Source organism: Paenibacillus sp. IHBB 10380, from assembly GCF_000949425.1.
Taxonomy (GTDB): domain Bacteria; phylum Bacillota; class Bacilli; order Paenibacillales; family Paenibacillaceae; genus Paenibacillus_AQ.
The window spans coordinates 419,458-433,159 of the sequence record NZ_CP010976.1; the positions used below are offsets into that span (position 1 = coordinate 419,458).

Annotated in this window: 17 protein-coding genes and 1 riboswitch; of the genes, 11 read left to right on the plus strand and 6 right to left on the minus strand. The window is 39.9% G+C overall.

Features of this window, described 5'->3' with window-relative positions:
• Positions 1–135: riboswitch (SAM riboswitch) on the plus strand.
• Between the two features lie 107 nt (positions 136–242).
• The 4 genes from UB51_RS01655 to UB51_RS01670 all read left to right on the plus strand — a co-directional run bounded on the left by UB51_RS01655 (position 243) and on the right by UB51_RS01670 (position 3,725).
• Positions 243–1,259 (plus strand): methionine ABC transporter ATP-binding protein, encoded by a 1,017-nt coding sequence (locus UB51_RS01655; protein ID WP_044875789.1) that lies wholly within the window; start codon positions 243–245, stop codon positions 1,257–1,259.
• Entirely contained in the window at positions 1,259–1,927 is a 669-nt protein-coding gene (locus UB51_RS01660) for a methionine ABC transporter permease (protein ID WP_144407080.1), read from the plus strand. Before UB51_RS01655 ends, UB51_RS01660 begins: the two co-directional genes overlap by 1 nt.
• Positions 1,928–2,014: 87 nt before the next feature.
• A complete protein-coding gene (locus tag UB51_RS01665; protein WP_044875791.1) occupies positions 2,015–2,806 on the plus strand; it encodes a MetQ/NlpA family ABC transporter substrate-binding protein in 792 nt (263 codons plus the stop codon).
• 142 nt (positions 2,807–2,948) lie between these two features.
• On the plus strand, positions 2,949–3,725 hold the full coding sequence (locus UB51_RS01670) for an SDR family oxidoreductase (RefSeq protein ID WP_044875792.1): 777 nt from the start codon (positions 2,949–2,951) through the stop codon (positions 3,723–3,725).
• A gap of 164 nt (positions 3,726–3,889) precedes the next feature.
• Here UB51_RS01670 and UB51_RS01675 read toward each other — a convergent pair whose 3' ends face one another.
• Positions 3,890–4,135 (minus strand): NifU family protein, encoded by a 246-nt coding sequence (locus tag UB51_RS01675; RefSeq protein WP_044875793.1) that lies wholly within the window; start codon positions 4,133–4,135, stop codon positions 3,890–3,892.
• Positions 4,136–4,271: 136 nt separating this feature from the next.
• On the opposite strand from UB51_RS01675, the gene UB51_RS01680 reads away from it, so the two are divergent.
• Complete coding sequence (locus tag UB51_RS01680; RefSeq protein WP_044875794.1) at positions 4,272–4,526, plus strand: YuzB family protein; 255 nt, start codon at positions 4,272–4,274, stop codon at positions 4,524–4,526.
• Here UB51_RS01680 and UB51_RS01685 read toward each other — a convergent pair.
• Both UB51_RS01685 and mqnE read right to left on the minus strand, forming a co-directional pair.
• Entirely contained in the window at positions 4,523–5,584 is a 1,062-nt protein-coding gene (locus tag UB51_RS01685; protein ID WP_044875795.1) for an NAD(P)/FAD-dependent oxidoreductase, read from the minus strand. The genes UB51_RS01680 and UB51_RS01685 overlap by 4 nt on opposite strands.
• A gap of 44 nt (positions 5,585–5,628) precedes the next feature.
• Positions 5,629–6,735 (minus strand): aminofutalosine synthase MqnE, encoded by a 1,107-nt coding sequence (mqnE, locus tag UB51_RS01690; RefSeq protein ID WP_044875796.1) that lies wholly within the window; start codon positions 6,733–6,735, stop codon positions 5,629–5,631.
• 296 nt (positions 6,736–7,031) lie between these two features.
• On the opposite strand from mqnE, the gene UB51_RS01695 reads away from it, so the two are divergent.
• On the plus strand, positions 7,032–7,394 hold the full coding sequence (locus tag UB51_RS01695) for a HesB/IscA family protein (RefSeq protein WP_044875797.1): 363 nt from the start codon (positions 7,032–7,034) through the stop codon (positions 7,392–7,394).
• Positions 7,395–7,585: 191 nt separating this feature from the next.
• On the opposite strand, the gene UB51_RS01700 is transcribed toward UB51_RS01695, so the two are convergent.
• Positions 7,586–7,798, minus strand: a complete 213-nt coding sequence (locus UB51_RS01700; protein ID WP_044875798.1) for a hypothetical protein — start codon at positions 7,796–7,798, stop codon at positions 7,586–7,588.
• A gap of 284 nt (positions 7,799–8,082) precedes the next feature.
• On the opposite strand from UB51_RS01700, the gene UB51_RS01705 reads away from it, so the two are divergent.
• Both UB51_RS01705 and sda read left to right on the plus strand, forming a co-directional pair.
• On the plus strand, positions 8,083–8,745 hold the full coding sequence (locus UB51_RS01705; protein ID WP_044875799.1) for a YheC/YheD family protein: 663 nt from the start codon (positions 8,083–8,085) through the stop codon (positions 8,743–8,745).
• Positions 8,746–9,021: 276 nt separating this feature from the next.
• Positions 9,022–9,162 (plus strand): sporulation histidine kinase inhibitor Sda, encoded by a 141-nt coding sequence (gene sda / locus UB51_RS01710; RefSeq protein ID WP_144407081.1) that lies wholly within the window; start codon positions 9,022–9,024, stop codon positions 9,160–9,162.
• A 184-nt stretch (positions 9,163–9,346) separates the two neighbouring features.
• Here sda and UB51_RS01715 read toward each other — a convergent pair whose 3' ends face one another.
• Positions 9,347–10,348, minus strand: a complete 1,002-nt coding sequence (locus tag UB51_RS01715) for an NAD(P)/FAD-dependent oxidoreductase (protein WP_044875801.1) — start codon at positions 10,346–10,348, stop codon at positions 9,347–9,349.
• Between the two features lie 502 nt (positions 10,349–10,850).
• On the opposite strand from UB51_RS01715, the gene UB51_RS01720 reads away from it, so the two are divergent.
• Both UB51_RS01720 and UB51_RS01725 read left to right on the plus strand, forming a co-directional pair.
• On the plus strand, positions 10,851–12,044 hold the full coding sequence (locus UB51_RS01720; RefSeq protein WP_044875802.1) for an NAD(P)/FAD-dependent oxidoreductase: 1,194 nt from the start codon (positions 10,851–10,853) through the stop codon (positions 12,042–12,044).
• A 1-nt stretch (position 12,045) separates the two neighbouring features.
• Positions 12,046–12,300 (plus strand): hypothetical protein, encoded by a 255-nt coding sequence (locus UB51_RS01725; RefSeq protein WP_044875803.1) that lies wholly within the window; start codon positions 12,046–12,048, stop codon positions 12,298–12,300.
• A 138-nt stretch (positions 12,301–12,438) separates the two neighbouring features.
• Here UB51_RS01725 and hemQ read toward each other — a convergent pair whose 3' ends face one another.
• Positions 12,439–13,188: a hydrogen peroxide-dependent heme synthase gene (hemQ, locus tag UB51_RS01730; protein ID WP_044875804.1), complete on the minus strand. Its 750-nt coding sequence runs from the start codon at positions 13,186–13,188 to the stop codon at positions 12,439–12,441.
• 210 nt (positions 13,189–13,398) lie between these two features.
• Here hemQ and UB51_RS01735 point away from each other — a divergent pair, with 210 nt between their 5' ends.
• Positions 13,399–13,692: a YuiB family protein gene (locus UB51_RS01735; RefSeq protein ID WP_044875805.1), complete on the plus strand. Its 294-nt coding sequence runs from the start codon at positions 13,399–13,401 to the stop codon at positions 13,690–13,692.
• The last annotated feature ends 10 nt before the right edge of the window (positions 13,693–13,702 follow it).

Here is a 13,702-nt window from a genome sequence, read left to right on the forward strand (position 1 = left end):
TTCTTATCGAGAGAGGCGGAGGGATAGGCCCGATGAAGCCCGGCAACCGATTAAGGAGTAATGAACGTTATCACTCTTTAATGTCATGGTGCTAATTCCTACAGATCGCATACAGGCGTTTCTGGCAGATGAGAGGCATTGTCTTTACACAAAGAGAGCCCTTTTTCATACTGTGAAATGGGCTTTTTATGTTTTCTTTTCTATATTTTTGATATACGTCATGAACGAAGGAGGGACTTACATTGATTGAATTAAAGCAATTGACGAAACAGTACGGTAAAGGTGGTCGAGTAACTACCGCACTATCTAATTTGGATCTGTCAATTGAGAAGGGTGAAATATTTGGAGTCATCGGACATTCAGGTGCGGGTAAAAGTACACTTATTCGATGTATCAACTTATTAGAGCGACCTACATCAGGTGAAGTATGGGTAGATGGTGTAAATTTAACTGCACTGAACACCCAGCAGTTGCAGAAAGAACGACGAAGAATAGGTATGATTTTTCAACACTTCAATTTGCTATCCTCTGCCACGGTGTATGACAATATTGCGTTTCCTTTGCGCTTAGCTCATACATCTAAAGAAACGATTGAAAAGAAGGTTAATGAATTGTTAGCCCTTGTAGGGCTAGAGCAGCATCGTGATAAGTATCCAGCGCAGCTCTCTGGTGGGCAGAAACAACGGGTAGGTATTGCGCGTGCACTTGCAAGTGATCCCGAAGTACTGCTGTGTGATGAAGCGACATCAGCACTTGACCCGCAGACAACAGATTCTATTCTGAAGCTACTGCTAGACATCAATAAACGTTTCAAACTAACCATCGTTCTCATAACCCATGAGATGCATGTTATCCAAAGTATCTGCGATCGTGTTGGAGTGATTCACGAAGGTGGAATTGTTGAGTATGGAGCAGTAACGGAAGTGTTTCTTAAGCCTAAACATGCCGTTACACGAGACTTTATTCGTGGCGAAGCTAGCGGTAACGAACTGTTACAACAAGCTATTCATGCCACTCATCTTGCATCCTCTCAAGCCGTGAAAATTACCTTCCTAGGTGAAAAAACGTATGGGTCAATTCTGTCGAAGACAGTACGAGAGACTGAAGTGGATTTTGCTATCCTGCAGGGTACGATATCTACGATCAAGGATACTCCTTATGGTCAATTGATTGTACGTTTTGAGGGTGAGAAGGATGGTATTGCAAAAACTATCGACAAGCTTGTTCAGCAAGGTCTTGATGTGGAGGTGATGGAATGATTCTTAGCTTAGATTTCTCTGAAATTGTTTGGGACGAGATTGGAACTGCCATACTAGCTACATTGAGTATGTTGGGTACTTCTGCGGTATTTACGTTTATTTTAGGACTTCCACTCGGAATATTTCTTTATCTTGCGTCACGTTCAGCTTCTAAGAAAGTACGCTTCACGTATACTATTTTGTCTTTTGTTGTTAATATTTTGCGATCGGTACCATTTATCATTCTGATAGTGGCTATGATCCCAATTACGAAAGGGATCGTTGGGGTATCCATGGGAGTACTAGGGACAATTCCACCGCTAGTTGTAGGTGCAGTACCCTTCTTCGCACGGCTTGTGGAGACAGCATTAGCAGAAGTGGATCGTGGTGTTATCGAAGCAGCGGAGGGGATGGGGGCTTCTACAAGTCAGATTATCCTACGTGTGTTACTTCCAGAGTCTAGACCAGGTCTCTTAGCAGCGATAACCATTACCGTGGTTACGCTTGTGTCCTACACCGCAATGGCGGGTCAAGTAGGCGGAGGTGGATTAGGTGACCTAGCCATCCGTTACGGTTACTATCGTTATGAGATGGAAGTGATGTTGATATCCGTAGCACTGATAATCGTATTAGTACAATTACTTCAAATGGCAGGAGATCGGCTTGTACGTCATTTTATAAGAAAATAATGGTTGCGTGATTATAGTAATACCCGAATATAAATTCGGTCGCATATAATTCATATTATTCTTATCGAAGAAAAGGGGAATGGACAAATGAAGAAATGGACACTTGGTTTTGTAAGTATCGCACTGGTAGTAGCCTTATCGGCATGCGGTAAAAGTGATGAAACAACATTGAAGGTGGGGGCTACAGTTGTACCTCACGCAGAGATTTTAAAGCATATTAAACCACAGCTAGAAAAAGAAGGAATCAAACTAGAAATTATAGAATTCACAGATTATGTTCAACCCAATACACAGTTATATGAGAAACAATTAGATGCTAATTTCTTCCAACACCAACCTTATCTTGATGTTGAGAACAATAAACGCAGTATGGATCTTGTCTCTGTAACATCTGTTCATGTGGAGCCTCTTGGAGCGTATTCCAAAAAGTACAAATCTATCGATGAGCTACCAGAGGGTGCTAAAATTGCTATTCCAAATGATGCAACCAATGGCGGTCGGGCGCTTAGCCTATTAGCTAAGAGTGGCTTAATTAAGCTTCAGGATGAGAATAAAGTAGAGTCTAAGCTAAGTGATATTACCGAGAATCCGAAGAAATTTGTAATTACAGAGAATGATGCAGCTATTTTACCGCGTCAACTGGAGGAAGTTGATCTAGCTGTTATTAATACAAACTTTGTTCTTGATGCGGGTCTAGATCCAGTCAATGATGCACTTATCATTGAAGGTAAAGACAATCCGTATGCGAATATTCTAGTAGCACGTCCAGATAACAAAGATTCGGAAGCTATCAAAAAATTAGTGGATGCACTAACATCTGATGACGTTAGAAAATTCATTGAAGATAACTACAAAGGCGCTGTAATACCAGCATTTTAAAGAGGTTATTTGATTATAACGATTATGCGATTCAACTATCCAATCCCGCAGGACCAATTTGGTTCTGCGGGATTTATATTTGTAGCGTAGACTTAAATCTTTTATACTTAAAGAATCATCGTTGTTTGGAGGAGGAGTAGACTTGAATGGTAGAGTAGCCCTAATTACGGGTAGTGCAAAGGGGTTAGGTAAGACGACTGCGCTGGCATTAGCCGATCAAGGTTGTCATATTGCTCTTAATTATGTCCATAGTGCCGCGGAGGCTGAACAATTACGTGCTACCATTCAAGCTAAAGGTGTGCAATGTATAGCTGTTCGTGCAGATATTTCAGATTCGAAGCAGCTTGAAGAGCTAGTAGATAAAGTAAGTCAACAGCTAGGAAGTCCAGATATTGTTGTGAACAACGCCGGTCCATTTATTCGTGAGCGCAGGTTGTTCCTTGAATATACGCAGGCCGAGATTATATCCCTCATTCAAGGAAACTTGATTGGGGCAATGCTACTTGATCACTTAGTTATTCCCTCAATGCGCAAGAAGAACTGGGGACGGATTATTCATTTCGGATTTGGTCATGCGGGGGAGGCAAGAGCTTGGCCACATCGTGCTGTTTATGCAGCAGCTAAGACAGGGCTTGTCTCATTCACGAAGACATTAGCAGTGGAAGAGGCTCCCTATGGTATTACGGTGAACATGGTGTGTCCAGGAGATATCAGGGGAATGAACAAAGAAAAATCAATTGCAGAGGTTGAGCATGTAGAGGATTTGGAGACTCCGCGGGGTAGACCTGGGAGTGGAGAGGATATTGCACGGGTTATTCAGTATTTATGTCACAAGGATTCTGACTTTATCACAGGGAACATCATGGATATTTCTGGAGGCCTTGATCCCATAAGACCATGGATAAGTAATCAAGGATAAACGAGTTTGTCATCTCCGTAGGAGACATTCGTTTACCCATGAAATAAGGATAGAAATTTTATACTTTCAAATATTATAAAAAAAGTCTTGGTAGACTCTTTCGAGGAGACCAAGACTTCATTGTTTACCATATATTTGTTTCTATATTTCTATAGATGTAGGATTTAGAATACTTGGACAACTTCTTGTATACCTTCAACTTCTTCAAGAAGTGCACGTTCAATCCCAGCTTTCAAAGTAATGGTGGAGCTTGGGCAACTGCCGCAGGCACCCATTAATCTGAGTTTTATGATGCCGTCTTCTACGTCGACCAATTCCACGTCACCGCCATCGCGTTGTAGGAACGGACGAAGTTTATCCAACACTTCTAATACCTCATCATACATGGTACTTTGTGCGTTTTCGCTCATTTTGTTCAACTCCTTCCTAAGTGTTATTATAGTACAAATGATCACAAAATAAAATGGCTATATAGATTGAACTAAAGTTTACGTCTTCCATGTTAGTCTTTAGTTCTTCTATATAAGTAAAGCAGGTGAAATGAGAATGAGACCTATCATAGAATTTTGCACGAATAATATGCATTTCGGTACGGATGAAGTGATGGATAAATTGGAGTCCAACCCTGATTATGATGTCATTGAATATGGTTGCCTGAGCAACTGTGGCCAATGCTACATGATGCCCTACGCTATGGTTAATGGTGAAAACGTGTCAGCGAACAGCTCCGATGAATTATATAATGTCATTATAGAAAAGATCAAGGAAGCAGAAGCTTGGGAGAACCTAGACTTAGATTAACCTAAATGACGTTTAGATAACCAGAGTACACCACTTTTTAGAATACGTGGAACTCGTCCCATAACGGATGTTTTACCCATAAGTCCAAATCCAGCCTTCTTGCCTAATGCCCCTAAAGTACCTTTGAGGTGGAGAGCATTCAGTTTCGGTGTCTCTCCTCGCCACAAAGCGAGAATAACATGAGCTACTTGTTCTGCTTGTGCGCCGGCAGCTTGTGCACTTGGAGCGAAGGGTAGACTTGCACAATCTCCAATGACATACACATCAGTATATTCTGGTATTTGAGAAAAAGAATTGAGTATAACTCTTCCACCGGGGTCCTTAGCAATCAGGAGATCCTGAACGACTTTGACAGGTTGAATACCTGCTGTCCAAATCGTCTCATCACTGAGAATCGTTTCATCTCCATTATACAGCACGCCATCTTCTACACGTGTTATTGAAATTTGAGAACGAGTAGCAACATCATGTGACTGAAACCAATGTTCTACATAGACAGATAATTTAGATGGAAATGAGGATAACACACGGTTACCTCGATCGAGAATGGCGATATTAAGATCAGGTCTACTCTCACGAAGTTCTGCTGCTAGCTCTACACCACTAAGTCCACCCCCAACAATATTAACGTTCCCATAAGGCTTCACATTGTTCAATTGCTGATAGGTCTGACGTGTATTTGAGAAGGTCTGAATGCTTCTAGTGTACTCCTCGGCACCTTCAATGCCATGATAACGATCGGTACATCCTAAAGCGATGACTAAATAATCATATTCAATGATATCTGATTGCGATAAGAGTACTCTTTTACCTTCTAGATCAATGGAAGTAATTTCACCGTATTTGATGGTGAGCTTAGGGTGTATTGGAAAGGAGACACGTAGATCGAAATCAGATGCTGTTCCAGCTGCTAGTGCATAATATTCTGTTTTGAGTCCTTGAAAGGGCATTCGATCAATCAATACCAATTCTACATCTTCAGGAAGATGGTTATTAAGGAGCTCTTGAATGATCGCGAGTCCTCCATATCCTCCGCCAAGTACGACCAATTTTCTCATAACATAATACCTCTCTTTATCCGCACATAGATGCTACTTGCGTGCTATTCGTACACTTGGATCTCATTATAGAAAGTGTCACGTTCAACTGGAATGCGTCCAGCTCCTTTAATGAGCCAGATTAACTCTTTGCGAGTTAAGCCTTCTGGAGTTAAAGCGCCTGCTGCGTGGCTAATACGTTCTTTAATGATGGTGCCATGAACATCGGAAGCACCGAAACTTAGAGCAACTTGGGTTAATTGAGCACCAATATTAATGAAATAGGCTTTGATATGATCGATATTGTCCAGCATTAGGCGGCTAATGGCGATGGTCTTAAGATCCTCATAAGCAGAGTTGCGACGCATAATTCCCGCGTTCTTATTCTTCGGTTGCATGGACAAAGGAATGAACACCATAAATCCATTGGTTTCGTCTTGAAGCTCACGAATTTGAACCATATGCCGAATTCGATCTTCATGACTTTCGATAGAGCCGTATAACATGGTCGTATGTGTCTTCATACCCAATTGATGAGCAGAACGATGCACGTCTAAATATTGTTCCACATTCGCTTTATCGACTTTCATTTTTTGACGGTATTGATCTGATAAAATTTCAGCCCCACCACCCGTTAGGGACTGCAATCCAGCCTTCTGAAGACTTTGTAATACTTCAGTAGTACTGAGACCGCTTATCCGCGTGAAAAATTCAATCTCAGCAGCTGTGTAAGCCTTTAATGTTACATCGGGATAATGATCGGTTAAAGTTTGTAAGGAGTCTACATAGTATTGGAAAGGTACGTGACTATTATGTCCACCAACAATATGGAATTCGCGAATACCTGGGTGAATATGTTGATCGACGTACTGAACCATCTCTTCACCTGAAAGCGTATATGAACCGTCTTCTCCTTGGTCTTTACGGAAATTACAGAAAGCGCAATAAGATTCACATACGTTCGTGAAATATAGGCTCATGTTCTCAATGAAGTATACTTTTTTTCCGTTTTTGCGTAAGTTTACTTGGTTAGCTAGCTGCCCTAATGTCAAAATATCATCGCTTTCATATAGATAGACACCGTCTTCAATGGAAAGACGTTCGCCATTCTGTACCTTTTCTATGATCGCTGTCATTTTGTTATCTGTAAAAGGCGTTACGAGTGTAGACATCGTGATCGTTCCTCCTGTTCGATAGACCCTTGTCTATTTGTGAATAAATACTGACAATTATCTCTACTTCATTCCTTTCCTATTATAGACCTCTGTTTGCAGGCTTCGCAATATGATGAAGAGGAAAAAAGGGGTTGACTATAAGAGAAGTTCACTGATTCACTTGAGGGCAACGAGGTTGTGGAGTATACTTGGGATAGGAACAATTAGAAATAAGTTAGACACTCGTTAGATTGAGTAACACTTGTCTATGTAAGTGGAATCAAGAAAGAAGTTTAGAAAGAGGAGGTTAAACCATGATTAATATTAGCGAAACAGCATCAGATAAATTAAAAGTGATGCTCTCTGAACAAGAACTTCCCAATATGTTTCTTCGTCTTGGTGTACAACCAGGTGGATGCAGCGGTTTCTCATACGCCATGGGATTTGACGATGATGAGACAGAGAACGATCTATATATGAATGTGAATGACATGAAAATTGTCGTGGATAAAGAAAGCATTAAATATTTGGATGGCCTGGAAATTGATTTCGAAGAGTCAGGTATGTCAGGGGGCTTTACCATCAATAATCCGAATGCATCAGCTACGTGCGGTTGTGGATCAAGCTTCCGTACAGCGAAGGATGCAGGGAAGCCAGCTGCTGAGGGCGAGTGTTAATTGAGGTTAAAGAACGTTCGAGGTATAAGTAACAATAGTTAAATGTACGTGAATTCCAACCTCTTGAACCGTGGTGTGACATTTGCACACGCTTCTAGGAGGTTTTTTTGTTATGTTGTATGGTATCCAATTCAAAATACCTACCAACATTCCGATAAAAAAGGAATGTTGGTAGGTATTTTGATAATTGATTAGGAGGCAGGGGTTATAAATGTATGATTGATCATCAGGACGACCATAGAAGCTGCTGCTATCGAAAAGGCAATACAGCTCATACCAAGAATACTTCGTTTTTTCTTTATAAAATTAAAGCCGATGGCAAAGATCAACACGGTCGTCAAAGCAAGTGTTGCAGACATGCCGACGATGGCGATCCAGTATAATACTTCGAATAACTGTGACAACTTGATTCCAACCTCCTTTTTTAAAATATAAGAAATATTAAATTACCACTATACCTTGCTTATATTTCTACGAGAAATGGTTACCGTCCCTTTAAGGACGGCGAAGCCGTTCCTTCTTATTTTATCCATAGTATATCTGATTTACAGTAGTAAGCCAATATTTCTGGTGGAATGATTTGGAGTTAACATTTCCAAAATCATGTGACGATGATGGACAATCATCCAAGAAATAAGTTAGGTTTGCGAGTATGTTAAGGTATATCAGCCAAGTGGAGGTGGTAACATTGGCGGGAAGACAATTAGCTAGCAAATGGTTAAAGACTGAAGCGTTGTTGACGGATCGTAGGATTGTTCCATACATTCCTCATACGATGATATTATCCCCATCCCATTTACAGTACATGTTACGTAAATATCGGATGGTCGTAGTGAAGCCTATTGTAGGTGGAGGTGGTTATGGGGTTATTCGAATGACTAAAGATTCTAAAGGTTATACATTAACTCACTTATCTCAAACGATAAGACATACTCATTTTCATAATATATACCTTGCCTTGAATCGAATGAAGGCGCAACGTAAATATTTAATACAACAGGGTATATATCTAGCTACTATTAAGGGACGTCCAATTGACTATCGGGTAAAAATGGTGAAGGTTCATCGGCACTGGGTGTTTCGTTCTATGGTTGGCCGACTAGCAAAGCCAGGGTTATTTATTACTAATCTATGTAAGGGAGGAACACAGCTGACCTGTCTACAGGGCCTTAAAGCCTCAAGATTGCAAGGCTCTAGTCATCATAAGTGTCAAGAGATGAGAAAGCTTAGCATCATCTGTACGGGGATTATGGAGCGTCATTTTCCGGGAATAAATGAACTTGGATTTGACTATGGAGTAGATGTTAATAATCGGATATGGATCTTCGAGGTCAATACGAGACCACAATAGAAAAGTTGAATTTTAATAGTTTAATAATGGGTATAAAGGTTATTTAGTAGATATATGCCAAAATATGAAAATATATTTTGACATTTTTTGATAGTTTTTTAGCCTGTGTATAACAATTATCCACATTATCCACTGCTGTTTTACTGGCTTTAATGCACTTACCAACAAATTATACACAGGATTTCCACAATTGCTTGTGGATAAAGCGAACGCTTGTTCCGCTATCGATTGTTTGATATGATAGATTTAGGAAAAAAAGGAAAGGCTGTGAGGATGATGGCTATATTAAGTGATGAAATGTTGTTGGAATCTTACTATCTAGCAATAGATTTAAAGCTTGAGCATGATTTCATAACGTTGTTGCTAGCTGAAATACACAAACGCAGATTACAATTTCAACAACTGATCATGGTGTAATTAGAGCACCTTACCGTTGGTGGAACGTTTTCGCATTTTTATCAGACTTACGGAGGTGTCTCATACATTATTTACTTACATGATCTAACACACATAATAAGGGTATCCTAATTAGACGGCTGTAGTACAGATCGTCAAGCACAGGATACCCTATTTCTAATCTTTATGAATAAATATATATTTTTTACATTTTCATGTTGCTACTGTGACCTGGTGAAAGACGTGCATCAGGATCTAGGTACACTTTCGCATTATTAACAGCAGTCGGAGCCTCGCCAAAACCTACAGCAATAAGCTTCAGCTTACCAGGGTAAGTTGTAATATCTCCTGCAGCGAAAATTCCTGGGATATTGGTCTCCATTCGTGTATCTACTACGATTGAATTACTCTCAATAGAAATGCCCCATTCTGCAATAGGTCCTAATGAAGATATGAAACCGAAATTAATAATAACATCATCCACTTCGATCTCTTGTGTTTCCTTAGTCTTGATATGAGAAAGGGTTACTTTGGTGATCGTCTCTTCGCCGTGAAGTTCTACGATCTCTGTAGGTGTTATAATGTTCACCTTAGAAGCCATTAAGTTCTCAACACTGTGTTCATGCGCACGGAATTTATCACGGCGATGGATGAGTGTTACTTGTTCTGCGATAGGTTCAAGCATAAGCGCCCAGTCAACAGCAGAGTCACCGCCACCACTAATGAGTACTTTTTTACCTTTAAAAGCGTTGAGGTCATTCACGAAATAATGAAGATTACTTTTCTCAAAGCGATCTGCACCTTCTACTTCTAACCTACGTGGTTCGAATGCACCAACGCCAGCAGTAATGATAATGGCTTTGGAAGAGTATTTACCTTTATCCGTCGTTACAACAAAATGGCGTTCCTCTATCTTCTCTACGGCGATTACTTTTTCTTCAAGTCGCAAAGTAGGATTGAAATGCTCCATTTGCTGGTACAAATTATTTACAAGTTCTTGTGCAGTCACTTTAGGGAAACCAGCGACATCATAAATGTATTTCTCGGGATATAGCGCAGCAAGTTGTCCACCCAATTGTGGCATACTTTCAATAATGGTTACGGATGCTTGTCGCATTCCGCCATAAAATGCCGCAAACATGCCTGCTGGGCCGCCCCCGATAATGATCAAGTCGGACATTTCATCACCAGTGTGTGGGGATGTCATTAGGTAAAGCACCTCCATATATATGCGATTTAATTTATATAATCTTATTCATTATAATCGTACTGGCCTTATCTGCAAAGTTCGGGTGTACATAAACACATATAAAAAACATTTAAATATGTATTTTTTCGTATGAAATTGAGGTGGGAAGGCATTAAAGGTAGCATTCAGCATGAAATAACACTTGATCTTTTAACTGGAAATAGCTAGTATTTCAATAGTATGTTAAGTTGATGTTTGTCTATTTTCGAACAATTACTCTGTTATGAATATTATCATTGATATTTATTTTGATAAAATAGGAGTGAAAGTTTAAAATAAATGTGAGAAATGTCTCAATCACTGAATTGTGAAGCTTCTCAATCTATTAATGTGTATATTTTCACTAACCACATAGGCTACTTACTATAAAAGAATGAACTAGCTGTTTCTTACGTCTTAGTTCATTCTCTATATAGATATATAAAGAAAAAGAAGGATTTGGAAGGAGTAAAATTAGACCATGAGTAGCATTCCCAAAATAGTTATCCTTGGTGCTGGATATGGAGGAATCCTAACTGCACAGCGTCTTCAAAAAGAATTAAATTACAACGAGGCAGACGTGACGTTAGTTAACCGTCATGATTACCATTATATTACGACACATTTGCATATGCCAGCTGCAGGCACAGACAGCATCGAGAATACACGTATCTCCATTTCAAAGCTGATTGACGAATTTAAGATTGATCTTGTGAAATCCTCGGTAAAAGAAATTCGTCCGCAAGAGAAAAAGGTCATATTGGTGGACGGAACTCTTTCTTATGACTATTTGATCGTTGCTTTAGGTGGAGAGCCTGAAAGCTTCGGTATTCCGGGACTTGATGAATATGCGATGACGATTCGTAGTATTAACTCCGTGCGCTTGATTCGGAAGCATATTGAATATCAATTCGCACTTTACAAGAATGAGAAGACGCCACAAGAACGTATTAACTTTGTTGTAGGTGGCGCAGGATTCAGCGGTATTGAGTTCGTAGCTGAGTTAGCGGATCGTATTCCTGAACTGTGTAAGGAATATGATGTTGATCCACATCTTGTTAATATCTACAACTGTGAAGCAGCTCCAACGGCATTGCCTGGATTTGCACCTGAACTTGTTGAATATGCGATGGATGTTCTTAGAAGAAAAGGCGTAACATTCAAGATTGGTATTGCCATCAAAGAATGTACACGAGAAGGCGTACTCCTTGCAACAGGTGAAGAGATCAAAGCAGCTACTGTAGTATGGACTGGAGGAATTCGCGGTAATCATATGATCGAAGCTGCAGGCTTCGAGACAATGAGAGGTCGTGTCAAAGTGGATGAGCAATTACGTGCACCTGAATATGACAATGTGTTTATTATCGGTGATAATTCACTTGTTATGAATCCAGAAGGTCGTCCATATCCACCAACAGCACAAATTGCTATGCAACAAGGTGTATGTACAGCTCAGAATGTCGTATCTACGATCCGTAATAAACCACTTAAGAAATTCGAATTCAGCAATAAAGGTACCGTTGCCTCGCTTGGCAAAGGCGAAGGTATTGCTGTTATAGGTAATAAATTGTTAAAAGGTTGGAGTGCCGCACAACTGAAAAAAGTGGTTGATATGAGGTATCTCCTTACTATAGGTGGTATTCCGTTGATGCTGAAAAAAGGAAGATTCCTATAAGATGCGCCATTGCAGCGTTCAAGTCCGTGGGTTGCTTACGCGTGATGAACTGGATCGTTATAATGCATTAATGGAAGTAGGTTCTTTTCTAGAGTCTAAGGAATCCTACGACCTAGCTTATACGATTCAAAAAGAAGTAGATATCCTCATTCTTCCGGCAATCGAAAGATTGAAGGATAAGGGGCGAGCTAGGGACGCGGCGACAGTAGAGTTCCTAAATTCTCTAAACTCCTTGAAGGATGAAGAAGAGGAATAAGATCGTATTAATAAGGATTTGCCATCGTTTTGAATGGAGGCAGGTCCTTCTTTTATGGGATCATTATACAAAAATGCCTTCTCCAGTTCTTAAGCTGGACAAGGCATTTTTTATTTATGTTACTAGCACTTTTACAAATTACAATTTAAGTAATTCTTCAAAAGATTGTTCATTTAGTAGACTACCAACGTAGAATGATCCAAATTCACCATAACGGGCACTAACTTCGTCAAAACGCATCTCATATACCAGTTTCTTGAAATGAAGGGCATCGTCAGAGAATAAGGTTACGCCCCATTCCCAATCATCTAGACCTACAGAACCTGTAATGATCTGCTTCACTTTACCAGCATAACTGCGTCCAATCATACTGTGGCTACGCATCATTGTTTTACGATCTTCCATGGTGCGCATGTACCAGTTATCGTCTAGATTACGTTTCTTGTTCATCGGATAGAAACAAATATATTTATTCTTAGGTAAGGTTGGTTTCAAGCGAGCGACTACTTCTGGATTCTCCATTGGATCTCCACCGCTTGCTCCGCCTATATAGTTACTCAATTCAACTACGCTTACATATGAATAAGATTTGGTAGTATATTGAGCAAATGTAGTCTTGTTAAAGGCAGTCTCGACAGCATTTATCTCTTCTAACGTTTCACGAAGGTGCATGAATACAAAGTCGGCTTTTTGTCCAACGATCGTATACACTGCGCTGCTTCCTTTTTTGCTGGTCTCAATCTCTGTCCAATCTTGTAGAAAGGCTTGAAGTTCATCGAGTGCCATCGCTCGATCTTCATCATCAGCAGACTTCCAAGCTGTCCAGTTAATAGAACGGAAATCATGTAGTGAGTACCAACCTTCTAATGTTAAGGCAACTTCTGACATATGATTATCACTCCTATGGGTATGTAGTTTACTTCTAGCTTTGCTTCCTATTGTATCCCATTGAGAATGATTAGAGCAAACGATGACACAATCTATTCACGAAGTGTTCGTTGCTTCGTTATAATTTTTTTAGTAAACTATCTACTAGATTGTATTTCTGTGACATAATTAATAGAACAGGCTCAATAAAGATGAGGTGAACTGATCAAAATGCAATTTATTCCTGTGCTTGTGCTGATGGTATTGTTTTTTGTTATGATGTTCGGCATTGGATTTATTCTCAATATGTTAATGAAAACTACATGGTTTCCGTCTTATTTGTTTATCATTGTTATTTTACCCATCGTCGTGTATTCCTTGTGGGATCGAAGCGCAACGTTATGGACTCATTTAGCCTCATTCCAAATGGTTGATTATTTCACAGGGATTGCTGGATTAGCAGGGGCTATATTAAGTGGTTGGTCGATTCAAAAGTTACGTGATGGCGGATATAAAATGTTCTAAAGCGAGTATA